The organism is Cellvibrio zantedeschiae, from assembly GCF_014652535.1.
GTDB lineage: Bacteria > Pseudomonadota > Gammaproteobacteria > Pseudomonadales > Cellvibrionaceae > Cellvibrio > Cellvibrio zantedeschiae.
In genome coordinates, this window is sequence record NZ_BMYZ01000001.1 from 195,878 (window position 1) to 217,988 (window position 22,111).

22 protein-coding genes are annotated in these 22,111 nt (G+C 46.9%); 12 read left to right on the forward strand and 10 right to left on the reverse strand.

Annotated elements, in window-relative coordinates; all coding sequences use genetic code 11:
• Positions 1 to 16 precede the first annotated feature (16 nt).
• From maoP to gstA, 5 genes are all read right to left on the reverse strand, one after another.
• Complete coding sequence (gene maoP / locus IE104_RS18945; RefSeq protein ID WP_229837558.1) at positions 17 to 850, reverse strand: DUF413 domain-containing protein; 834 nt, start codon at positions 848 to 850, stop codon at positions 17 to 19.
• 255 nt (positions 851 to 1,105) lie between these two features.
• Positions 1,106 to 1,369: a 30S ribosomal protein S20 gene (gene rpsT / locus IE104_RS00935; RefSeq protein WP_189415196.1), complete on the reverse strand. Its 264-nt coding sequence runs from the start codon at positions 1,367 to 1,369 to the stop codon at positions 1,106 to 1,108.
• 71 nt (positions 1,370 to 1,440) lie between these two features.
• Positions 1,441 to 1,713 carry a hypothetical protein gene (locus IE104_RS00940; RefSeq protein WP_189415197.1) on the reverse strand — a complete coding sequence of 91 codons (273 nt, stop codon included), beginning with the start codon at positions 1,711 to 1,713 and terminating at the stop codon, positions 1,441 to 1,443.
• A 13-nt stretch (positions 1,714 to 1,726) separates the two neighbouring features.
• Positions 1,727 to 2,803, reverse strand: coding sequence for an NAD(P)H-dependent flavin oxidoreductase (locus IE104_RS00945; protein WP_189415199.1), 1,077 nt, complete (start codon positions 2,801 to 2,803; stop codon positions 1,727 to 1,729).
• A complete protein-coding gene (gstA, locus tag IE104_RS00950) occupies positions 2,800 to 3,405 on the reverse strand; it encodes a glutathione transferase GstA (RefSeq protein ID WP_189415201.1) in 606 nt (201 codons plus the stop codon). The genes IE104_RS00945 and gstA overlap by 4 nt, the downstream gene beginning before the upstream one ends.
• Before the next feature lie 114 nt (positions 3,406 to 3,519).
• Between gstA and IE104_RS00955 the strand changes: the two genes are divergently transcribed.
• Positions 3,520 to 4,446 carry a LysR family transcriptional regulator gene (locus IE104_RS00955; RefSeq protein ID WP_189415203.1) on the forward strand — a complete coding sequence of 309 codons (927 nt, stop codon included), beginning with the start codon at positions 3,520 to 3,522 and terminating at the stop codon, positions 4,444 to 4,446.
• A gap of 17 nt (positions 4,447 to 4,463) precedes the next feature.
• Here IE104_RS00955 and IE104_RS00960 read toward each other — a convergent pair whose 3' ends face one another.
• Positions 4,464 to 4,889 carry an OsmC family protein gene (locus IE104_RS00960; protein ID WP_189415205.1) on the reverse strand — a complete coding sequence of 142 codons (426 nt, stop codon included), beginning with the start codon at positions 4,887 to 4,889 and terminating at the stop codon, positions 4,464 to 4,466.
• 231 nt (positions 4,890 to 5,120) lie between these two features.
• On the opposite strand from IE104_RS00960, the gene IE104_RS00965 reads away from it, so the two are divergent.
• Positions 5,121 to 5,363: a hypothetical protein gene (locus tag IE104_RS00965; RefSeq protein WP_189415207.1), complete on the forward strand. Its 243-nt coding sequence runs from the start codon at positions 5,121 to 5,123 to the stop codon at positions 5,361 to 5,363.
• A 158-nt stretch (positions 5,364 to 5,521) separates the two neighbouring features.
• Here the strand turns inward: IE104_RS00965 and IE104_RS00970 are convergent, their stop codons facing one another.
• The 3 genes from IE104_RS00970 to IE104_RS00980 all read right to left on the reverse strand — a co-directional run bounded on the left by IE104_RS00970 (position 5,522) and on the right by IE104_RS00980 (position 7,656).
• Positions 5,522 to 6,529 (reverse strand): AI-2E family transporter, encoded by a 1,008-nt coding sequence (locus tag IE104_RS00970; RefSeq protein ID WP_189415209.1) that lies wholly within the window; start codon positions 6,527 to 6,529, stop codon positions 5,522 to 5,524.
• Positions 6,530 to 6,654: 125 nt separating this feature from the next.
• Positions 6,655 to 7,293, reverse strand: coding sequence for a 3'-5' exonuclease (locus tag IE104_RS00975; protein WP_189415211.1), 639 nt, complete (start codon positions 7,291 to 7,293; stop codon positions 6,655 to 6,657).
• 201 nt (positions 7,294 to 7,494) lie between these two features.
• The gene (locus tag IE104_RS00980) at positions 7,495 to 7,656 is read right to left on the reverse strand and encodes a hypothetical protein (protein WP_189415213.1); all 162 of its coding nucleotides are present in this window, start codon (positions 7,654 to 7,656) and stop codon (positions 7,495 to 7,497) included.
• 76 nt (positions 7,657 to 7,732) lie between these two features.
• On the opposite strand from IE104_RS00980, the gene ppc reads away from it, so the two are divergent.
• Positions 7,733 to 10,345: a phosphoenolpyruvate carboxylase gene (gene ppc / locus IE104_RS00985; protein WP_189415215.1), complete on the forward strand. Its 2,613-nt coding sequence runs from the start codon at positions 7,733 to 7,735 to the stop codon at positions 10,343 to 10,345.
• Between the two features lie 320 nt (positions 10,346 to 10,665).
• Here ppc and IE104_RS00990 read toward each other — a convergent pair whose 3' ends face one another.
• On the reverse strand, positions 10,666 to 12,180 hold the full coding sequence (locus tag IE104_RS00990; protein ID WP_189415217.1) for a methyl-accepting chemotaxis protein: 1,515 nt from the start codon (positions 12,178 to 12,180) through the stop codon (positions 10,666 to 10,668).
• Between the two features lie 999 nt (positions 12,181 to 13,179).
• Between IE104_RS00990 and IE104_RS19215 the strand changes: the two genes are divergently transcribed.
• The 9 genes from IE104_RS19215 to IE104_RS01035 all read left to right on the forward strand — a co-directional run bounded on the left by IE104_RS19215 (position 13,180) and on the right by IE104_RS01035 (position 22,082).
• Complete coding sequence (locus IE104_RS19215; protein WP_444542198.1) at positions 13,180 to 13,959, forward strand: methyl-accepting chemotaxis protein; 780 nt, start codon at positions 13,180 to 13,182, stop codon at positions 13,957 to 13,959.
• A 9-nt stretch (positions 13,960 to 13,968) separates the two neighbouring features.
• On the forward strand, positions 13,969 to 14,334 hold the full coding sequence (locus IE104_RS01000; RefSeq protein ID WP_189415221.1) for a response regulator: 366 nt from the start codon (positions 13,969 to 13,971) through the stop codon (positions 14,332 to 14,334).
• Positions 14,335 to 14,393: 59 nt separating this feature from the next.
• On the forward strand, positions 14,394 to 14,699 hold the full coding sequence (locus IE104_RS01005) for an STAS domain-containing protein (protein WP_189415223.1): 306 nt from the start codon (positions 14,394 to 14,396) through the stop codon (positions 14,697 to 14,699).
• Position 14,700: 1 nt separating this feature from the next.
• Positions 14,701 to 16,881, forward strand: a complete 2,181-nt coding sequence (locus tag IE104_RS01010) for a chemotaxis protein CheA (protein ID WP_189415225.1) — start codon at positions 14,701 to 14,703, stop codon at positions 16,879 to 16,881.
• 3 nt (positions 16,882 to 16,884) lie between these two features.
• Positions 16,885 to 17,394: a chemotaxis protein CheW gene (locus IE104_RS01015; RefSeq protein WP_189415227.1), complete on the forward strand. Its 510-nt coding sequence runs from the start codon at positions 16,885 to 16,887 to the stop codon at positions 17,392 to 17,394.
• 61 nt (positions 17,395 to 17,455) lie between these two features.
• Complete coding sequence (locus IE104_RS01020) at positions 17,456 to 19,093, forward strand: methyl-accepting chemotaxis protein (protein ID WP_229837559.1); 1,638 nt, start codon at positions 17,456 to 17,458, stop codon at positions 19,091 to 19,093.
• Positions 19,094 to 19,114: 21 nt separating this feature from the next.
• Complete coding sequence (locus IE104_RS01025; protein WP_189415229.1) at positions 19,115 to 20,650, forward strand: methyl-accepting chemotaxis protein; 1,536 nt, start codon at positions 19,115 to 19,117, stop codon at positions 20,648 to 20,650.
• A 120-nt stretch (positions 20,651 to 20,770) separates the two neighbouring features.
• Positions 20,771 to 21,589, forward strand: a complete 819-nt coding sequence (locus IE104_RS01030) for a CheR family methyltransferase (protein ID WP_189415230.1) — start codon at positions 20,771 to 20,773, stop codon at positions 21,587 to 21,589.
• 10 nt (positions 21,590 to 21,599) lie between these two features.
• The gene (locus IE104_RS01035) at positions 21,600 to 22,082 is read left to right on the forward strand and encodes a chemotaxis protein CheD (protein WP_189415232.1); all 483 of its coding nucleotides are present in this window, start codon (positions 21,600 to 21,602) and stop codon (positions 22,080 to 22,082) included.
• Positions 22,083 to 22,111: the final 29 nt, after the last annotated feature.

Here is a 22,111-nt window from a genome sequence, read left to right on the forward strand (position 1 = left end):
TGCTGTGTATACCAGATTATTTCGTTTTCTTTGCGACCGGCTTTTTTGCGGCAACTTTAGGTTCGGCTTTTTTAGCAGGAGCTTTTTTAACTTCTACTTTTTTTGCTTCTACCTTTTTAGGCTCCGCTTTTTTGGGTGCAGCTTTTTTAGCTTCTACTTTCTTTGTTTCTTTTTTTGCATCAGCCTTTTTGGGTTCAACTTTTTTTGCTGCTGGTTTTTTAATTTCGGGCTTTTTGGCTTCTGCTTTTTTTACTTCAGTTTTTTTTGCTTCAGGTTTCTTCACTTCAGCTTTTTTTGGTGCCGCTTTAGTTGTCACCGCTTTCTTTGGCGGCTCTACCTTTTTGGCGGCGGGTTTTGTGGGTGCTTTTACTGCTACCGGTTCAGCTTTTTTTGCGGCAGGTTTGGCTTTAACCTCAACCGGTGCTGGCTCTACCTTTTTTGTGGCGGCTTTGGCTGCAACAGGTGCCTTCTCTACGGGCTTTGCAGTTTTTTCGGTCTTAGGGGCGGGTTTGACGGGTTCAGGAGCTGGCTCTTCGGCAGGCTTGGCTGCTTTTGTTTTCCCTTTCCCTTTCGGCATGGTCGCTGCCAGGCTTTTTACTACGCTTAAATATTTGATCCAGGCTTGCTCGACTGGATTTTTTGGAGAGCTCTGGTTGGCAATTACTTTGAGGATGTGCAGGTCTTCTGTTGTCGGGTCAGACACTTCATCGGCAACGAGTGCGTTGATGAGTGTGCCATTTTTGCGTACCAGCCGCGCCTGTATATCCGACAGGCCGCCTTTCTCAAAGCCGTTAGGAAAGTGTACGGAATCTAGAAACGCCTGCTTTAGATAGTGTTCACGTGGCAGCATAGAGATTTCTCCGTTCTTAGTATGTGCACTCTTTGTTATTGGTAGCCGTTAAAAGTGAACGCGGCCAAAATTGTACGGCGAATGTAATCTGTTTTTATGACAGTGTATAGATGATTTTTTGCTCTTTGCTGCTCTTGATGACGGCTTTGCGAACAAGTCTCACTTGGCGGATGCTTGATGGGCGATTTACAGGCGAAAAAAAACCGGCAAAAGCCGGTTTTTGGGCCGCTGGTGTTCCAGCGAAAGCAGAGGCTATTAAGCCAGGGCTTTGATTTTTGCGTTCAAACGGCTCTTGTGACGAGCAGCTTTATTCTTGTGAATAAGGCCTTTGTCAGCAATGCGGTCGATAACAGAAACAGCAGCAGTGTAAGCAGCAGTTGCAGCAGCTTTGTCGCCAGCTTCAATTGCACTGATTACTTTCTTCAGGTAGGTACGCCCCATTGAGCGCATGCTGCCGTTATGCTTGCGAGCTTTTTCGTTTTGACGCGCGCGTTTTTTGGCTTGGGGTGAGTTTGCCACCGTGGTGCTCCTATAAAAAGCTTAAAAATGAAACTAAAAAATACTGAGATTCGCCCCTTTAGGGACTGAAATCAAGGACGCGACATTATCCCGTTTTTCGGCGGGCTGTCAACCCAAAAAAGCATCTCCACGCCAATCGTTTTGTTTGCGATCTTTATGTTCGAAAGAGGGCGTTTGGGCAGGCAGAAGCTTTGAAGCAGATAGCCATAAACGGTGCTTTCCAGAATGGTGCTTTTCCAGAGTCCCCATATTCTCTCATCCTTGATAAGTCGCTCATTCTTGCGTCTTTTCGCTCCCTCTGTGATAAAGGGCGGCGGCAGTTCTATACCAAAATCCGCCGCCACCCCTTATTTCTGTCTACTTCCCTAGGTAGATCTGGTCTGTTTGCTGGATCAGGCTTGTTAATAACACCTGAGCTTCAGTGTGTTTTAGTAAGGGCGCAGACTGGCCGCACCATAAAGACATGAGTTCCGCGCGCGCTTGCTCGGTTGCCGCAAGTTTGAGCTTTCCCGTGAGCCAATTCTGGATTGGATAGGGTGCAAGTGCGCTATCGCGTAAGTCGTTCATAAACCGGTTTTGGATGCCGCGCGCAAGGCGCCCGCTAAATGCACGGGTTAGGCCGGTGTATTTAGCCTCATTGCTCAAAATTTTATTGCGATGCAATTGGCTGGTGCCCGACTCTACACAGGCTAAAAAAGCGGTGCCGATTTGTACCGCATCTGCGCCAAGCGTTAATGCGGCGGCTATGCCACGGCCATCGGCAATACCGCCCGCGGCTACGACAGGAATCCTGACCGCATCAACCACTTGCGGGATCAGGCTAAAGGTACCCATCAGCGACTCTTCTGGTTTACGCAAAAAGGAAACCCGGTGGCCACCCGCTTCAAATCCAGTAGCTACCACCATATCAACGCCTCCTGCTTCTAAGGCGCGAGCTTCATCAGGCGTAGTTGCTGCACCCAGCGTCATAATCCCCAAGGATTTGCATTGCTCTATAACCCAGGTTGGAGGCACACCGTAAACGAAACTGAATACCTTGGGGCGAGCTTCCAATACAGCATGCATCTGCTCATCAAAATCCGGTGAGAAGTGTTGCGGTTGTTCTGGTACCGGTAACCCCAACTCGGTGTAATAGGGCAGAAGAGGTTGCAGGTACTCCTGGTATTGCACAGGGCTTGGTTGTGCGTCGCTCTGGTCAAACGGTAGCCATAAATTGAGTGCGAAAGGTTTTTGGGTTTGTGCACGTATGGCGGCTGCGACTTTGCTGATGTCTGGCGCCGTTAAATGATGCACACCAAATGAGCCGAGGCCTCCTGCCTCGGACACGCACGCCGCCAAATTCACGCTCGACAAGCCACCGCCAAACGGCCCCTGAATAATGGGCACGTCTAATCCCAGTCGCTGGCTCACGCGGGTTGTGCGCCAAGTGTTCATGATAAAAGCCCCTCCGCTTGCATGGCCGCCTTGACTGCAGGGCGATTTTTAATTCTCGTTAAATAAGCTTGTAAGTTAGGTAAGTCCGCTAGCGATAAATCTACATGTGCTGCCCAACCGGTGACGGTAAACAGGTAAGCGTCTGCAATTGTAAATTCATTACCGGTCAGATAATCCCGCTGAGCCAGTTGAGTTTCCAGCCACTCGTACTTTTTACGCAGAACACTGCGCAGCGTAGCCTTGGCGCTGGCATCCAGTTTCGCGTTAAAGAGTGGGGTAAAAGATTTATGTAATTCGGACGTTATGTAGTTTTGCCATTCAGTGACGCGATAACGCGTCATTTTGGATTCCGGCAGCAAAGAGTCTTCCGCAGACATATCCGCAATAAATTGCGCGATGATTGGCCCTTCGGTCAGTCGGCTGCCGTCTTCCAGTTCAAGTGTTGGAACCTGACCTTTGGGGTTTATCGCATAAAAATCGGCTCCGCCCTGGGTGCGGTGTGAATTCAAATTGACCTGCTCAAGATCAAAGTTGAGCCCCGCTTCACGCAGCACAATATGAGGGGCAAGTGAGCAGGCGCCGGGAGAAAAATAAAGTTTCATAGTAAAAGTCCTCTGGGTTTGTTCTTGGGTTGTTTATGCTGGACTCATTCTATTTATTGCTTTATGGTTAATAAATATTCAAAAAATCAAATTATATGTTCTATGGAGTAACAAATGACTCGCGTCTTTAACGAGGTAATGCTGGGGTCTATCGAATTATTTTGCCTCTGCGCGGAGCAGGGTAGCTTCTCAGGTGCTGCTGTTGTTGCCGGGGTTACGCCTGCAGCCGTCAGCCGCAGTATTGCCCGGCTCGAAGCGCGTTTGGGGGTGACTTTATTTGCCCGCACTACGCGCCGCGTCAGCCTTACGGATGCAGGTTATTTATATTTTCAGCGCTGCAAGGAAGTGCTTGGTCAGTTGGCGGATGCAGAGCGTGAATTGGCGGGGAATCAATTGTCACCATCGGGCGTGGTGCGTATCAGCATCCCGACTCCTTTTGGGCATTTTCGTATCTTGCCGTTGATTCCTGCTTTTAATGAGCTCTATCCGGATGTGCGCTTGGAAGTTCAGCTCAGCAACCAAAATGTTGATCTCACTGGCCAATTTGATTTGGCCATTAGAGGGCGCAACATTCCCGATTCCAGCCTGATTGCGCGCCACCTTGAAGATGCGAAATTAGTTACCGTGGCTGCGCCTGCTTATCTTGCCAAAGCAGGCATTCCGGAAACGCTGGATGATCTGGATAAACACAACTGCATCCAATTTCAATTGCCGAGTACAGGGCAGCCGATTCCATGGTTATATAGGACTGATGGTCGAGAGATCGATAAATTAACGAGTGGAACTGTCTGTTTTTCAGAAGATATTCTGGGTGCAGTAAGCCTTGCTCGCCACGGCGGGGGCCTTATGCAGACTTACGATTTTTGTGTGCAGGAGCGTCTCAATCGCGGTGAGCTAGTGGAAATTTTGCCGCACTACAAAGGTAGCTTTAGGCCATTTTCGCTGCTCTATTCCAAAGATCGCCATATGCCAATCAGGGTAAAAAAATTCATTGAATTTTTGATAGAGCAGCTTGGTGCTAACAAAGCATTACCTGAGTAAAAAGACTGCGTAAAAAGTTAGCTTTCCAATTTTGCATCCAGCGTAATCTTTGCGTTTAACAATTTTGAAACGGGGCAACCTTCTTTTGCCTTGTTGGCAATCTCCAAAAATTTGGTGTTATCGGCACCAGGAATTTTTGCGGTTAAATCCAAATGGGATGCGGTGATGGTAAATCCGGATTCCTGTTTTTCCAGCGTAATGGTTGCTGTGGTTTTAATTGTATCCACAGTCAAACCTGCTTCGGTTAAGGCAAGCGAAAGCGCCATACTGAAGCAGCCTGCGTGGGCGGCGCCAATCAATTCTTCCGGATTGGTGCCAGGGCCATCTTCAAATCGCGTATTAAAACCATATTGTGCGTCGCGCAGAGCGCCGCTTTGGGTAGAGATTTTTCCTTTACCTTGTTTGAGGTTTCCGATCCATTCGGCATTGGCTGAGCGTTGCATAAGTTACTCCTGAAACGATGATTAATCAGGCTTAGCATTATTTCTGTGGCAAGGATTAGGGTCTGTGCGTTGTCTAGCTTAAATGACCTAAGGGAACCGGCAATTTTTGTGAGCTTGATCACACTTGGCTGGATTTGATTCAAATTATTTTTGACGCCTGAAATTGCCTTGGGCAGACTCAGCATAGTTCTTCCGCATCATCTTTTAATAATTAATCAGGGAGTTAATGGTATGCATCTCAGTCCTTTTCGCGTTGCATTATTGGTTGTGATTTTCGTAGCTTCACATTTAGTATTTGCCGATCAAAAAATAAAAACCAAGAGCAATATCAAAAATGATCGCTTGGCTGAGTCGTCTTCTGCGGCAGCCTGTGTTGATGCAAAAGAAGGTTCTGCGGATGGAAAGACAGCTTGCAAAACGGAGTCTTCACAAAGTTCGGCAGCAAGCAAACCAGCTGACACATCCAAACCTTGATTTGAGAAGTTTACGGCCCCGAGAAGGGGCCGGATCGTGTTTTTTGTTAGGTGATGTGCGGAGGCAAGGCGGTACGGAACCGTTTATAAAAAGCAGGGATTTGCGGAAAACTAAAGTTGGACCTTAGGTCCCTACCAAAATGCTGAATGCTGCTTAAATCAAATCAAGTGACGATTAATTAATTCCTGCTTTAAATAGGCGTAGAAAATGGGTGCCGCTACTACGCCTGCAATCCCGAATATAGATTCCATTACCAGCATTGCGATTAACAGCTCCCAAGCCTTGGCTTGAATTTGCGTGCCGATAATTTTGGCGTTGAGAAAATATTCCAGCTTGTGCAACACAATTAAGAAAACGAGTGAGCTCGCTGCGACCGGAATACCAAAAGGCAGTGCGACTATCACAAGAATAGTGTTGGAAATAAGATTGCCGACAATTGGCAATAGACCCGCCACAAAGGTGATTACCACCAAACTTTTTGCCATGGGTAAATGGATATCCAGCAGCGGTAAAACCACGAGAACATAAAGCCCCGTAAAAAAAGTATTCACAGCTGAAATACGCACTTGCGCAAATACAACTTTCTTAAAAGCGCGACTTAAGGTTTTTATTCTATCAAGCAGTGCGGCGGCGAGCGGCGCGCTGGGTAATTGATTAACCATGTGTAGGGAAATCATCGCACCAATAATCATCCCCAATAAAATACGAACTAAGGTGTGGCCTGCATGGGTACTAATAGATTGTGCGTATTGTGAATGCTCGCGCATCCAGTTGGCGATGAATTCGCGCAGCTCTTCGGTGTTATCAGGCAGGTGGCTGCAAATCCATACCGGGCATTGCGCGCGCGATGCTTCAACTATATCGGCCATTTTTTGCAGTAGCGCATGAGTGCTGCCAGCTTCACTTTGAAAAAATGAAATTGCACCCCAAACGGCCAGTGTGAGCGCTGTAATAATAAATGTTCCAATCACGCTGACTGAAACCATACGCGCGCGGCCTTTGCCAACGCCTAAATCTAAACTGGGGGATAAAATCAGGACTAGTGAATGCACCAACAATCCTGCAAAAAGCGCAACCAGGAGGCCGTAGGTCAGGATTACCAGCAGAGCACCTGCAATTAAAATGTAGGATGCAATTTCCGGATAAGTGATTTTATTATTAATCATGAAGGCTTACCGATGAGTGTCTGGTTTGGTCTTATCATAGTGATATTCAACCAATAAGGGAAACTGTGGGCGCGTTACAAATTGTTGGGGGCACAGTCTAATGATTGCAAGCTAAGTACGCGGCTTTAAACCTGCGCGGCGGCGCTAAGTAATTTGGGAAGTTGGTGTTTGGGCGTTTTGCACAGCTGCGCCATAAATGCGAAGGAGGGTGCTGCCAATTCATGCCGGGTTTGCAATTCTTCCAATAAACTCAACCACAAGTGCGCAGTAATTTCTGCATCTGCCAGGGCCCGGTGGTAAATACCCTCGCTCGGTAGATTTTTATATTCAACCAAGGTGACTAATTGGTGGTTGGGCGCTTGCTGAAAAAGTCTGCGCGATGCCAATAAGCTGCAAGCAATTCCGCCATTAAAACTGCGTTTAATTCGTTTGAATTCTGCGCGCAAAAAGCGCTCATCAAAAGACGCGTTGTGGGCAACTAAATTGTGGCCATCGATAAATTCAAAAAACTCCTGCATTACTTCTGCATTTTTACGGGCTTCGCTGGCCATGCGGTTGGTGATGCCGGTGAGATTCTCAATAAAAAGTGGAATGCGTACACCGGGATTCATGAGTTGTTGAAAGCGCCGCGTTATTTGTCCGTTCTCAATTAAGACTGCACCAATTTCAATGCTGCGATCACCCATGTCGGGCGACAGACCTGTGGTTTCAAAATCGAAAACGATCAAGGTATCGGCAGGGCGTGCAGCTAGGTGTATGGTCATTTAAATGCAGTAATTATTTGCGGTGGGCGAGGGTCATAGCTTACCGCGTTGGCTGGATTTTTTCTCGCACACTATTTAAACGTTAATCTCCAAGCCAGCAGGGGACTGGCCCCAAACCAGTTACTCCAATGTCATTCACAGACTTATTCACAGCTTCTGTGGATAAACGATTGCTCGCTTTCACAACAGTTTGAATGCACCCTAATCAGGCATTGGCATAAATACTGCTGACCATTCTTTGTCGCTAGCCCTGGCGGGCGCCAGTTCACGCGAAATTTCGCCATTTTTACAATAAGCGCGCGGGTATTTTCTACCCAAGCTGGGGCTGATGACGTAGAATGCCGCCCTATTTTGAAGCTTCATTTAATTTCATTGATCTTTGTTTGTTGATCTTAATTGGTCCCCTGATTTTGGCCCCGTTTTTTTGGAGAGACGTCCGATGTTAAAGCTACCTGAAACCCTGCGCGAGAATGTACGCCTGCTAGGGGAGCTCTTGGGTGAGACGATTCACGCCCATGAAGGCGAGGATCTATTTGCTAAAGTCGAGGGGATTCGTAAATTAGGCAAGGCTATTACCCGTACTGAGAATGGCGACTCTGCACCTTTGGTTAAGCTGTTGGGCGAGCTGGATGACGCTGACATTCTGCCGATAGTTCGCGCGTTTAACCAATTCCTAAACCTGGCGAATATTGCTGACCAGGAGTACTTCTCAAGTGCTGAATCTGAGCGCGAAGATGTTCTCCAGGCCATGTTGCTGGAGTTCTCTGACAAATACGGCAAAGAAGAGCTGGCAAAAAAAATCAGCGAGCTGAGCATTGAGTTGGTGCTTACTGCGCATCCTACCGAAGTCACTCGCCGCACCCTGATTCGCAAATACGACCAAATCGTAGATACCTTGGCCGACAAACAAAACGGCAGCCTTTTAACGTTCGAACAAGACAAATTGCGTGGCCGCTTGCACCGTTTGGTGGAAGAAATCTGGGCTACTGATGAGATTCGTACTACCCGCCCAACAGCTATTGACGAAGCCAAGTGGGGCTTTGCCGTTATCGAAAACAGCTTGTGGGAAGCGGTGCCTGATTTTATTCGCCACCTCGACCGTTTGAGCAAGCGTCACCTTGGCACTGGTTTGCCAACAGACGTTCAGCCGTTCAAGTTCTTCTCGTGGATGGGCGGCGACCGCGACGGTAACCCCAACGTAACCCATAAAATTACCCGCGAAGTTCTTTTGCTTGGCCGCTGGATGGCGGCTGAGTTGTACTCGCGCGATGTGTACAGCTTGGGCGGCGACTTGAGTATGAGTGAGGCGAGCGACGAGCTGCGCGCGATCTACCCAAGTGCAACGCCTTACCGCGATGCCATGTTCACCCTGCGCAAGCGCATTCAGGCGACCTTGGAGTGGGCAGAAGCTCGCTTGCAAGGCCGCATCGTAGAAACACCGGAAGATTTGATTGTTAGCCGCGAAGATTTGCTTGAACCTTTGATGGTTTGTTACAGATCTCTGAACGATGTGGGCTTGCCGCACATCGCCAACGGCCCATTGATGGATACCATCCGCCGCATCCACTGTTTCGGCATCAACCTTGTTCCGCTGGATATTCGCCAAGACGGCGAGCGTCATGTTAAAGCTGTCGATGAATTGGTTTCTTATCTGGGCTTGGGCGAATATGCCAAATGGTCAGAAGAAGAGCGTCAGGCATTTCTGCTCGAACAATTGGGCAGCAAGCGTCCGCTGATGCCACTGCAATGGCCGGTAAGTGATGATACCGCTGAAGTGCTGGCTACCTGCCGCGTAATTGCGAGTGAGCCGCGCGAAATTCTTTCTCATTACATTATTTCTATGGCGCAACAGCCATCCGACGTACTTGCGGTAGCGCTCTTATTGAAAGAGTGCGGCATGACGTGGGATATGCCGATTGTTCCCTTGTTTGAAACCCTTGATGACCTCGACCGCGCGCCCATCGTAATGGATCGTTTGTGGAGTCTCGACTGGTACCAAAAATACAGTGCGAAAGACCAAACCGTGATGATCGGTTATTCAGATTCGGCGAAAGACGCCGGCAAGTTCTCTGCAACCTGGGCGCAATATAAGGCGCAAGAGAAGTTGGTTGCACTGGCTGAAAAATATGAAGTGTCATTGGTTCTGTTCCACGGCCGTGGCGGTACCGTTGGCCGTGGCGGTGGCCCGGTAGAAAAAGCTATGGCATCGCAGCCACCGGGCTCGATTCTTGGGCGTATCCGTGTAACTGAGCAGGGCGAAATGATTCGCTACAAGTTTGGTTTGCCGCGTGTAGCTTTCAGCAGCTTGTCCTCATATGTAGTAGCTACCCTGCGCGCAACCATATCACCGCATGATGCACCAGCACCTGAATGGCGTGACCTGATCGAGCGTATGGGTGCATCCAGTTTGGAAGCCTACCGCAGCGTTGTTCGCGGTCACGACCACTTCGTACCTTATTTCCGCAGTCTGACTCCTGAACAAGAGTTGAGTTTGCTGGCCTTGGGCAGTCGTCCGGCCAAACGTAAATCAACCGGCGGCGTAGAAAGCCTGCGTGCGATTCCCTGGGTATTTGCCTGGACGCAAGTTCGCTTGAACTTGCCTGCATGGTTGGGTGCGCGCCAAGCGCTTGAATATGCTTTAGAGCATGAACCCAAAACTCTGCAAGACATGGTAACCAACTGGCCATTCTTCTCCAGCTTCCTTGATTTGCTGGAGATGGTAATTGGTAAAGCCGATGGTCCAATCTGCACTTACTACGAAGAGCAGTTGGTACCGGCGGAATATCATGGCCTTGGCAAGCAATTGCGCGATGATTTGAAAGCGCTGGAAATGTTGATCAATGAGTTGAAGAAGCAAGACATTTTGTTGAAAGACGAACCTTTGCTACGTCAATCATTGGAAGTACGTAAGCCTTATGTTGATCCGCTCAACTACTTGCAGGCGGAGTTGTTGAAGCGTTACCGCAGCAGCAAGTCTATTAGCCCTGATCTTGAGCGCGCATTGAAAGTAACAATGGCCGGTATTGCCGCCGGTATGCGTAATACGGGTTAGAAGCTATCTACGTTGCTTTTGCGGCGTTAAAAATGATTTGGAAATGCTCACTTATTTCAATAAGCTCCGCTTTCAAAATCATTTTTGCCTTGCATAAGCTGCCTCGATAACGCTTCTGCGAAATAAAAAAACCGCGCAACTGCGCGGTTTTTTTATGGTATTAAATTAGTTTTAGCTTTGGGTTTAAGCTTCATATTTAGTAGGGGGTGTCATCCTCGCGCAGCGGGGATCCACGGGGCTGGCGCTCCAGCTCTTTATGTTGCTTAAAAACTGGATCCCCGTTGCGCGAGGACGACGACTCCCTTCTTGTGTAGATCGGTTTAACGATTATGCGCCAACTTAAAGAACTCCATCATTTCTTGAAGTTGCATGGCCTGATGTGAAAGTTCTTCAGCCGTTGAGTAGAGTTCTTCCGCTGCCGTTGAATTCTGTTGGGTAGCTATGCTGATTTGGGAAATTGCTGTTGTAATCTGGTTTGCGCCCATACTTTGCTCGTGACTTGCCGCTGAAATTTCTTGCACAAGGTCGGCAGTTTTGCGAATTGACGGTACCATCGCGTTTAGCAGGCTACCTGCATCCACCGCTTGTTTTACCGAGCTATTAGCCAGCTCGCCAATTTCTTTTGCGGCAGTTTGGCTGCGACCGGCTAACTTGCGCACTTCGCTGGCGACTACCGCAAACCCGCGTCCATGTTCGCCAGCGCGGCCTGCTTCAATGGCGGCGTTGAGCGCAAGCAAATTGGTTTGGTAGGCAATGTCATCGATAACGCTGATTTTCTCCGCAATCTTTTGCATGGCTTCTACTGTATGTGTCACTGCATCGCCGCCGCGGGCAGCTTCTTTGGCACTCTGCGTGGCAATGCTATCGGTGATTTTTGCGTTGTCGTTGTTTTGGCTGATCGAGGCTGAAATCTCCTCCATAGAAGCGCTCGTCTCTTCCACACTTGCCGCCTGTTCTGTTGCCGCCTGGCTAAGCGACTGCGCGGTCGCACTTACTTCCTCTGATGCAGATGACAAAGAATCAGCAGTGGAGCGAACATCAGTAATAATGGAAGAGAGCTTCACTATCATCTGGTTAATCGCAAACAGAATACTGCTTTGGTCTTTGCTACGCAGTTGTGCGCGCACGGCTAGGTCGCCATTGGCAACGCGCGAAATAATGTCGGCGGTGTAATTGGGTTCGCCCCCCAGTTGCAATAGCAAGCTGCGGGTAATGGCGAAGCCTAAAACAGTTGCAACCAACAAGCTGAGCAGAATCATGGAGATGTTAATCAGGCGGGTTTGCTCGTAGCGTTTAACCGATAATTCAAACTCATGCTTAGCCACTTTGGCCTGCAACTTGTTGAGTCTGCTAAACACATCGTTGAGCGGGTCAAAAATGGGGTAGATGCCGCTTTGAGTAAAATTGTTAATCGAAACTGTATCTTTATTGGTGTACCAATTTTGCAGATTGCTGAGTTGCTCGTCGGCCTTTTTCAATAAGGGCGTTGCTTCCTTTATAAGCGCGACTTCTTCGTCAACCAGTTCGGTCGCCAAATATGCTTGCCAAAGTTGGGTTGCATGCGGATGTATTTCGGCGGTTATACGCTGGGCTTCCTGAATCGTAATGATATTTTTGGCTGACTTTTGCGGTGTGTCTACCAGTATAAGTGCGTAGTCATCTATGACGTCTTTGAGTTGTTGCATAGGTACAACGCGATCGTTGTAAACGGTTTGCATGCCCAGGTTCGCATCGCGCATACCCGATATGCCCATAATGCCGATAACAAGCATCAGTGCAATCAATGTCCCTGCAAGAATGGCCAAACGCATGGCCACGCGCATATTGTTTAACATGAGAATCTCCTTAGATACTTATACTTTTAAGCAGCAACTGAGGTCGCTTTTATTCTGGAGGCGAAGTGTAAGTCGCGTCCTTAAGTGGAGTTTTATTTTCAGCACTATTGGAATAACCCTAGTTAACGACCTATAGCTTGTCAAAACCGCTTCATTGAGTAGGTTTACTTAAAAAGCAGATCTAAACTTTCGTTATTTGCGTTACTAAAACATCATAGAAATTTTTTTTAATTCAGATTTTAAATAAGGAGAAAGTTTTTCCAACTTCCTTATTCGTCCTTACATGAATGGCGCATCAGTACTTTATATTAGCTGCCTGCGATAGAGTATTTTTACCTAGACGTTCCTGCCGGATTGTCCCTCCCTTCTTTTGACACCCATTTAAACGGGGTCTATACCTAAATTTGTTTAAAGCAAGGCTCTCTATTGAGTCCTGATTGCTATTTGTCATTTTTTCGCTTCTTTTCTTGCAAGTAAATTTATAACGGACTGAGTGCTATGAACTCTCGCAACTATTCACAGACCCATAACGGGTCACAGGCTCAAAACTCATATCAGTCCAATAAGTGGGCAAATGCAGATTCTGCAGCGCCTTCTTCATTATTACTTTTGGGTGGGCTTGGTGTTACAGCGCTGCTCGCTGTTGTTGTTATTTTTTTAGGCGCTTTTTCGTTTTTTATAAAAGCAGTGTTATTTCTTTTGGTGGTGGCGGGTAGCGCTATTGCATTTCTGCAAGCGCAAACTTTTATTCGTAATAGTCAGAACCAAGAGCAAATGCGCGCAGCTGGCTTGCGTCAGCAAGAGCAGTTGCATCAGCTCAAACAAATCACTAGCAATTACCAACAATTAATTCGCGAGTTATTGCCACTCTGGCAACGCCAAACTGATTTGGCGAAATTCCAAATGGAACAAAGTATTACGGAATTGGTAAATCGTTTTTCCGAAATTCACCAGCGTTTGCAATCTTCTGTTGAAAGTGCGCAAGCAACTGCAAGTGGTATGAGCGGCCAACAAGGTCTTAGTGGTGTTATCGATTTTGCCAACGTAGAGTTGGGGCAGCTCGTACAAACCTTACGCAATGCGATTCAACAGCGCGATGAACTATTAACAGAAATTTCCGGGCTTTCAGAAATTACGAATGAGTTGAGCACCATGGGTGCGGATGTCGCGGGCATCGCATCGCAAACAAACTTGTTAGCTTTGAACGCTGCTATTGAAGCTGCACGCGCTGGCGAATATGGGCGCGGATTTGCGGTAGTGGCTGATGAAGTGCGCACGCTTTCCAGTCGCTCTGGCGAAACAGGTTCTCGAATTGGTAAGCGTATTCAGCAAGCAAATGCTGCATTGCAAAAAACTTTGGACCGCACGACTGAATACGCCGCGCAAGATGACCAGCGTTTAACACAATCAGAATCGTCTATCGAAGAAGTTCTCAAGCAATTTCAAAACTCAAGCGAACGCATTATGCAATGCGCGGGCTCGTTGGAAAGTGAAAGCTCACACGTTCAACACAGCGTTGAGGAAGTATTGGTCAATTTGCAGTTTCAAGATCGGGTTGGACAAATTCTCAGCCACGTTACTAACGACATCGAAAAATTTGTAGCTGTTATTAATGATCATCATCAGCGATTGGACGCTGGCCAGGATGTAGAGCCCATTGATGTTCAGCGTTGGCTGGCGGATGTACGTAAAACTTACACCACTCTTGAACAAGTGGATGTACATCATGGCAAACACGATTTTAATAAACCCAATAATTCTGACGTAACACTTTTTTAGGAGTAAGGCATGTCCAAGGTTATTTTGGTAGTGGATGATTCCGCCAGCGTAAGACAAGTTGTCGGTATTGCATTGCGCGGAGCAGGCTATACCGTTGTTGAAGCATCTGATGGCAGAGATGCGTTGTCCAAATTGGATGGCCAGCAAAAAATTAATTTAGTTATTTCCGATGTAAATATGCCCAATATGGATGGCATTACCTTTGTTAAAGAAATGAAACAAAAAGCCAATTTCAAATTTACACCCGTCATTATGCTTACCACCGAAGGTGCAGATGACAAAAAGCAAGAAGGTAAGGCTGCTGGTGCTAAAGCGTGGATTGTAAAACCCTTCCGCCCTGAACAATTGTTACAAACCGTTTCTATGTTGATTTAGTAAAAATTTCTTCGCACATCACGGCGCGTATGGCCAGCTCAAGGTAAGGATGGCAATTAATGAACATCACCCGCAAGAATAATAAATCAGGCACCATCTTTAATGTTGATGGTGAGCTAACGATTTATACAGTGTCCCAAGCCAAGCAGACATTTCTGGATGATTACGAAAATTTCACCAGCCCGGTTGCGCTCGATCTTCGCAGTGTGAGTGAAATTGATACGGCGGGTTTACAGCTTCTTTTGTTTTTGCACAAGCAACTCAGTGCCATAGGTAAGGCAGTGCATGTAAGCAAAAGTAATGAACATGTCGATGCACTTTTAAAAAACCTGGATGTAGCTTCTTACTTTACCCTGGACAATTAACATGAATTTCGACAGCGCCTTGCAAACATTTTTTGCCGAAGCAGAAGAGCTACTGGTTTCCATGGAATCTGCACTTTTGCGTATGGATGAAGGTGAAACTACACCGGATATTATTAATGAAGTATTTCGCGCAGCGCACACCATAAAAGGTTCCGCTGGCTTATTCGGGCTTGATGACATTGTTGCGTTTACCCACAAAGTCGAAAACGTTTTGGATTTGGCACGCGATGAAAAAATAAGTATTAGCAGCGATTTACTTAGCGTGCTTTTACCCTGTCGCGACCATATCGCGCATTTGGTTGATAACGCTTTGCAAGAAAATGCCAACGATGCGGAATGTATTGCAAAAGGCGATGCATTGATCAACGCACTATCACCCTGGTTGGGAGCTCCGCCAAAACCAGCAGCACCAGCGCAAGCCGTTCTCTCATCCAATATGGATAAAGCCGTCGCAAGCGAGCGCGATTTATGGCATATCTCAGTTCGCTTGGGCCCGGATTTGTTGCGTAATGGTATGGATCCGGTTTCCATTATTCGCTTTTTAGGGACCATGGGAACCATTACCCACATAGCAACCCTGACCGACAATTTACCGGAGCTGGCAGAATTCGATCCTGAACAATTGTATTTAGGTTTTGAAATTACTCTGGAAAGCTCTGCAACCCAATCTGAAATTGAAAACGCATTTATGTTCGTGCGCGACGATTCAGACATCCAGATTATTCCGCCGCGCAGCAATATCAGTGCCTACATAGATTTAATTAAGTCCCTACCAGAAAACACTCATCGCTTGGGTGAAATTCTGGTGAAGAGCCATGTGATTACTTATCAGGACCTCGAACAGGCATTAGCAACCCAAAAAGCACAAGCGGTTGCTCAGGTGCAAATCCCGTTGTTGGGACAAATCCTGATTGACGATCAAGACGTTTCCCCAGAATTAGTAAATGCTGCACTGGATAAGCAAAAGAAAAATCAGGAGCGTCGCGCTGGTCCAGAGAATCGTTTTATTCGTGTTGATGCAGAGCGCCTGGATAAATTAATTAATTTAATTGGCGAGTTGGTGGTAAATCGTCAGCGTGTTGATTTGCTCGCTTCTAAATTGGGTAACACCAATTTGACGGAAGCTATTACATCAATGGGAAATTTCACCGAGCAAATTCGCGATGCAGCGCTTACCTTGCGTATGGTGCCCATGGCAGAAACCTTCCAGAAATTTAAGCGCGTAGTGCGCGACACTGCAAAAGAATTGGGAAAAGAAATCGAGCTGGATATTGAAGGCGCGGAAACCGAGCTGGATAGATCCATGGTGGAAAAATTAAATGATCCGCTTATGCACATTGTGCGCAACGCAATGGATCACGGCATTGAACCTGTCGCAGTTCGCCAATCGCGCAACAAACCGAGTGCCGGCACTATTTCACTTAAGGCGCGCCACGATGCTGGCAATATCGTCATAGATATTAGCGATGACGGTGGCGGTTTGGATTTGGAACGCATTCGCAAAAAAGCTATTGCCAATGGTGTGATTGAAGAGGGCGTGCATTTAAGTCGCCACGAACTCTACCAACTTATTTTCCACCCCGGCTTATCCACTGCTGAAAAGGTCACCAATATTTCCGGTCGCGGTGTAGGTATGGATGTGGTGAAGCGCAACATCACCGAGCTGCAGGGCGCTATTGAAATTGATAGCGAAGTTGGAGTGGGTACGCAATTTACCATACGTTTACCACTTACTCTGGCAATTATCGATGGCTTCCATGTGGGTGCAGGCAATATTGATTTTATCGTTCCGCAAAACACCATTCTTGAATGCGTTGATTTAGGTTCACTCAATCACGTGCAAGGCCAAAGTTGTGTGAACCTGCGCGGCGAACAAATTCCCTATATACGTTTGCAAAAATTATTTTCGTTGAAAGCAGTCGACGAATCGCGAGAAAAATTAGTGGTGGTTCAGTTTGGCGATAAGCGCGCCGGTATTGTTGTAGATGTATTACACGGTGAGATACAAACCGTGGTGAAACCCATGGGCCCAATTTTCCAGGCATTAAAAGGTATTGGTGGCTCAAGTTTGTTGGGAACAGGCGCCGTCGCATTAATTTTGGATGTACAGCAGCTTATTGGTTTCGCCATCAATAAAGAGCATTCGCGTACAGGTTCTTTAGTGCCAGGCGCACAGGAGTAAAAAATGAATAGTTTGAGCAAACAAAAGAAAAACCTTGCCGAAAAAATTTCCAAACAATTTCTCACGTTTCGTATTGGCAATGAACATTACGGGCTTGAGTTGTCACAAACCCGCGAAATTATTGAATACAGCGGTATTACCGAAGTGCCACTTATGCCGAGCTTTTTACGCGGTGTCATAAATTTGCGTGGTGAAGTGGTGCCGGTTATCGATTTGGCTGTACGGCTTGGGCGCAAGTCGATAGAAGTTCAGCGCCGCACCTGCATTATTGTGGTGGAGTTAACCAATAACGATCAGCATCACGTGCTGGGTTTGCTGGCTGATGCAGTGAGCGAAGTTATCGAAATGGACGACGAAAATATCGAAGATGCCCCCTCCTTTGGAGCCAATATTCGTGCGGAGTTTATTCAGGGCATTGCCAAGCAAGGTGAAGAATTTGTGGTGTTGCTGGACGCAAACAACGCCTTGTCGATTCGTGAATTAGCGCATTTGGTTGAGGCAGAGTTGCAGTAACTGTTACTGCATTCCGGGCTTATAAACGTATTTAAATTTTCAATATTGTTGGAGTATATCCGTGACTATCGCACAGAAAATGATTTCACTCGTAGCATCTGCACTTATTGGCATTTTGCTGTTGGCAGGTTTGGCCCAGTATCAAATTGAGCACGTATTTGAGAAGGCAAATTTTGCCAACGTCAATACGGTTCCGGCAATGAAATTCCTGGGCATTATGCAGACAAATATTTTATTCATTCGTCTCTCGGTTTCGCAAAATGCAGAATTGAAAACGGTAGACGAGCGAGTAGCCTCTGAGACCAAAATTAAAACCTATATCGAAAAAGCTGATAAGGCTTTTAAAGATTACGAAGGCACTATTGCAGATGACACCGATAAAAAGATGTTTGAAAAAGAATCTGCCGCGTACAAAAAATATGTAGAGTTGTTGCCGGGAATTCTGGCTGCTTCACGTGCAGGCAATGTGGAAGAAAATAATCGCCTGCGTGCAATCTCCAGAGAGTTTTCCGGTGGCTCTATAGATGCCATTACCGAGCACCTGGATTACAACGTTAAACTGGGCCAGGAAGGTGCTGATGCTGCATTGGCAACCAAAAAGAGTGCCGTATTAACAGCAATTGTTATTGCATCCATTACTTTGTTTGTTATTGCCGCTATCGGGTTCTTTATTACGCGCAATTTATTAAAACAATTAGGTGGTGAACCAAGTTATGCATCGGAAATTCTGGGTCGTGTCGCTGTAGGTGATTTAACAACCGATATTCACATCAAACATGGTGATACCACCAGTATGCTTGCGGGCATTAAGGATATGGTTTCCAAACTCACCGATATCATTCACGACGTTAACAGTTCGGCCAATGCGCTGGCATCTGCCTCTGAAGAAGTAAACGCGACTGCACAATCATTAGCCCAAGGTGCATCTGAGCAAGCGGCGAGCGTTGAAGAAACTTCTGCTTCGATGGAAGAAATGTCTGCGTCTATTGCGCAAAACAATGACAACGCCCGTGTAACTGACGGCATGGCTCAGAAATCAGCGCGCGATGCGGTGAGTGGTGGTGAAGCTGTATCGGAAACTGTACACGCCATGCAAAAAATTGCCGAACGTATTGGCGTTATTGATGACATCGCTTATCAAACCAATTTGCTCGCATTAAACGCTGCGATTGAAGCAGGCCGTGCAGGCGAACATGGCCGCGGTTTTGCTGTGGTGGCTTCGGAAGTGCGCAAGCTTGCTGAGCGCAGCCAAATTGCTTCACAGGAAATTGGCGAGTTGGCAACGTCCAGCGTGAAGCGCGCAGAGCTTGCTGGAACCTTGTTACAAGACATGCTGCCTTCAATTCGCAAAACTGCAGATTTGGTGCAAGAGATTGCTGCTGCATCTTCTGAGCAAACAACAGGTGTAACGCAAATTAATACCGCGATTGGGCAGGTTAGCCAGACCATGCAACACACAGCAGCCGCTTCTGAAGAGTTAAGTTCTACGGCAGAAGAAATGAGCTCACAAGCTATTCGCTTGCAAGAGGCTATGACGTTTTTCAAATTGGTGAATGACGGCAGCAATCACAAGCCACGTGCTGCCTCAGGTAAATCGCAAAAAGCGCCAGCCATTAAAGAACCAAAGCAGTCTGTTGTTAAAAAATCGGGTCGTGTTGTGGATTCTGACCTCGACAAAAACTTCGTCAGTTTTAATTAAGCCTAACAAAAGGACAGGTATATGTTGAGCAACCTGAGTTTGAAAACAAAAATATTAATGCTGAGTGCTCTGGTCGCCCTTGGTTTGTTCTTCCTTGGTTTTATTGCCTATGTGCAGATTCGCGAATTTAACGACATAGTCAGTGAGGATGCGCAGATCACTCAACAGCGTTCTGATCTTGCCGCTGAAATCGAGCAGGCTTCAGTCGCCTTTAAATCCCAGGTGCAGGAATGGAAAAACATTTTACTACGCGGGAATGATGAGGAAAAACTGGAACGATACACCAAAGGGTTTAACAAAGAAGAGGCCGAGGTGCAAAGTCATTTGACCAAGGCAGTTAGTTTGCAAAAGAAACTTGGTCAAGCGTCTACAGAAATTGAAGTCTTTCAGAAAGAGCATTTAGGTCTTGGTAAAAATTACCGTGAAGCTCTGGCGACTTTTAAAGCGGCAGATCCAGAATCTGGTAAGAAAGTTGACAAGCTCGTGACAGGTATGGATCGCGAAGCCACTCGCCAAATGGCAGATTTGTCGGCGGGTATGAGCGCAAGCTTTAAAAAATACCTTGAAGAATCGCGCGCAAAAACCGATAAGTTATACGGCGATTCCGTTAAAAAGCTGGTCGTTATTAGTTTGATTGCCTCGCTCTTTATCATCGGCATCATGAGTTTGGTTTTCCTTGATTTATTTAAATTGTTGGGCGGCGAGCCTGCTTATACCGCCGATGTTGTTACGCAGGTAGCGGCGGGCAATCTCGCCATTGATATCGCGCTTAAACCGAAAGATACGACGTCGCTATTGGCTTCAGTTGCGCGCATGCGTGAACAACTTGCGCAAATTATTACGGAGGTAAGCAGCTCTGCAGATGCTTTGTCGTCGGCCTCTGAAGAAGTTAATTCAACGGCACAGTCGCTTGCACAAGGTGCATCTGAACAAGCGGCAAGTGTTGAAGAAACCTCAGCGTCCATGGAAGAGATGTCTGCTTCCATCGCGCAGAACAATCAAAACGCGAGCATTACTGATGGCATGGCCCAAAAAGCAGCGCGGGATGCTGCAACGGGTGGGCAAGCAGTTTCAACTACAGTTGATGCCATGCAAAAAATTGCAGATCGAATTGGTGTAATTGATGACATTGCCTACCAAACTAATTTGCTTGCGTTGAACGCGGCGATTGAAGCAGGTCGCGCTGGCGAACACGGGCGCGGATTTGCAGTGGTTGCATCTGAAGTGCGCAAGCTTGCTGAGCGTAGCCAGGTTGCATCCCAGGAAATTGGTGCGCTCGCGCGCGAAACAGTGGTGCGCGCAGAAGAGGCTGGAAAACTTCTTGAAGATATGGTGCCGTCTATTCGCAGAACAGCAGATCTGGTTCAGGAAATTGCCGCAGCGTCCGGTGAACAAGCCTCAGGTGTTGGCCAAATTAATACGGCCATTAATCAAGTAAGCCAAACCATGCAGCACAATGCGGCGGCCTCTGAGGAATTGAGTTCCACTGCAGAGGAAATGAGTGGCCAGGCAATTCGCCTGCAAGAAGCTATGACTTATTTCCGATTGGCGCGTTAGTGTGTTTAAGGCTTTGGTGCCTGAGCATCAAAGCCGGTTGGTCAGTGGCTGTCAACCTGCAATACGCAGGTTGAATAATGAAAGCTAACCATTATTTGTTTTATGGGTGCTGTTTCAAGTATGACTGTGGAATCAATTAATCATCTGCCCAGTGACAAAGAGTTTTATTTATTTCAGCAGCTTATTTTGGATAAGTTGGGAATTTTTCTACCTTTGCAAAAAAAAGCGCTATTGAGTAATCGTTTGTGGAAGCGATTGCGTGAATGCGATTTGAATTCCTATCAGGATTACTACCGGCTTATTGTTGATAAAAAAGGCGAAGCGGAATTACATGTGGCGTTGGAACTTGTCACTACCAATGAAACCTATTTCTTTCGTGAGCAAAAACATTTCGACTACATGGAGCAATCTATATTCCCCATGTTTAGAAACGGTAGCAAATTGCGTGTATGGAGTGCTGCTGCTTCTACCGGTGAAGAACCTTATAGCATTGCCATGATGCTGGCGGATAAGTGCCAATCTAATTGGGAGCTGGAGTGTTCAGACGTAAACAACACGGTTATTGAGCAAGCGCGCCGAGGGGTCTATCCCGAGTCCAGGATTCGCAATATTCCGCAACATTATTTACATCGCTTTTGCCGCAAAGGTATTGGCCCGCAAGATGGTTTCGTGCGGGTTACACAGGATTTGCGTGATCGCGTTAATTTTTTTACATTGAATTTGCATTACGATTTTCCGGATATTGGAAAATTTGATTTGGTTTTTTTGCGCAATGTATTGATTTATTTTGAAAATGACACCAAGGAGAAAGTGCTTGAACGCATAGCCAAGGTGTTAAATCCCAACGGCGTTTTATTTGTTGGGCATTCAGAGAGTTTGCACGGCGTGACACAACGATTTGCGCCTATCAAGCCAGCAATATACAGGCTTGTTAATTGAGTTATCCGTTATGAGTAAGGAATTAACGCCTCAGGATGCACGCTTAAGTATTCATCCGGGCGAATGGTATTTTGGTAATGAATACGAGAGCCTCTATACCGTTTTAGGTTCTTGTGTGGCATTAAGCGTATGGCATCCTACACTGAAAATAGGCGGCTTGTGCCATTACCTGTTGCCCGTTCAGCCCAGCCATTTAAGCGACAAAGGTTACGACGGGCGCTACGGAAAACTGGTTTTGCCGCTACTGAAGCAGGCCATGCAGCGATTTGCGCCCGCAGGGGAATATGAGTTGGGTTTGTACGGTGGCAGCGACACTATGGCTACTAACACGTCCAACTACAGTATTGGTAAACAAAATATTTTGTTCGCCCAGCGTTGGTTGCAAGATGAAGGTTTAGTGGTAATGCGCACTGACCTGGGTGGTAGGCACTCCCGTTCGCTGGTGATGGAAATGTCATCGGGTGACCTAAGCATCAAACACTATCCCGTATAAATTGGCCCAAGTTTATTGCGAGTAAAAAT

Excerpts from the sequence above, each read along its gene's own strand:
- IE104_RS00975 (WP_189415211.1), bottom strand. The coding sequence starts at position 7,293 with ATGACCATACACCTAGCTGCACGCCCTGCCGATACCTTGATCGTTTTC.
- IE104_RS01030 (WP_189415230.1), top strand. The coding sequence starts at position 20,771 with ATGACTGTGGAATCAATTAATCATCTGCCCAGTGACAAAGAGTTTTAT.
- IE104_RS01000 (WP_189415221.1), top strand. The coding sequence starts at position 13,969 with ATGTCCAAGGTTATTTTGGTAGTGGATGATTCCGCCAGCGTAAGACAA.
- maoP (WP_229837558.1), bottom strand. The coding sequence starts at position 850 with ATGCTGCCACGTGAACACTATCTAAAGCAGGCGTTTCTAGATTCCGTA.
- IE104_RS01015 (WP_189415227.1), top strand. The coding sequence starts at position 16,885 with ATGAATAGTTTGAGCAAACAAAAGAAAAACCTTGCCGAAAAAATTTCC.
- IE104_RS00980 (WP_189415213.1), bottom strand. The coding sequence starts at position 7,656 with ATGAAGCTTCAAAATAGGGCGGCATTCTACGTCATCAGCCCCAGCTTG.
- ppc (WP_189415215.1), top strand. The coding sequence starts at position 7,733 with ATGTTAAAGCTACCTGAAACCCTGCGCGAGAATGTACGCCTGCTAGGG.
- IE104_RS19215 (WP_444542198.1), top strand. The coding sequence starts at position 13,180 with ATGAGCGGCCAACAAGGTCTTAGTGGTGTTATCGATTTTGCCAACGTA.
- IE104_RS00970 (WP_189415209.1), bottom strand. The coding sequence starts at position 6,529 with ATGATTAATAATAAAATCACTTATCCGGAAATTGCATCCTACATTTTA.
- IE104_RS00955 (WP_189415203.1), top strand. The coding sequence starts at position 3,520 with ATGACTCGCGTCTTTAACGAGGTAATGCTGGGGTCTATCGAATTATTT.
- IE104_RS01025 (WP_189415229.1), top strand. The coding sequence starts at position 19,115 with ATGTTGAGCAACCTGAGTTTGAAAACAAAAATATTAATGCTGAGTGCT.
- IE104_RS00945 (WP_189415199.1), bottom strand. The coding sequence starts at position 2,803 with ATGAACACTTGGCGCACAACCCGCGTGAGCCAGCGACTGGGATTAGAC.
- IE104_RS00965 (WP_189415207.1), top strand. The coding sequence starts at position 5,121 with ATGCATCTCAGTCCTTTTCGCGTTGCATTATTGGTTGTGATTTTCGTA.
- IE104_RS00990 (WP_189415217.1), bottom strand. The coding sequence starts at position 12,180 with ATGTTAAACAATATGCGCGTGGCCATGCGTTTGGCCATTCTTGCAGGG.
- IE104_RS01010 (WP_189415225.1), top strand. The coding sequence starts at position 14,701 with ATGAATTTCGACAGCGCCTTGCAAACATTTTTTGCCGAAGCAGAAGAG.
- gstA (WP_189415201.1), bottom strand. The coding sequence starts at position 3,405 with ATGAAACTTTATTTTTCTCCCGGCGCCTGCTCACTTGCCCCTCATATT.
- IE104_RS01005 (WP_189415223.1), top strand. The coding sequence starts at position 14,394 with ATGAACATCACCCGCAAGAATAATAAATCAGGCACCATCTTTAATGTT.
- IE104_RS00960 (WP_189415205.1), bottom strand. The coding sequence starts at position 4,889 with ATGCAACGCTCAGCCAATGCCGAATGGATCGGAAACCTCAAACAAGGT.
- IE104_RS01035 (WP_189415232.1), top strand. The coding sequence starts at position 21,600 with ATGAGTAAGGAATTAACGCCTCAGGATGCACGCTTAAGTATTCATCCG.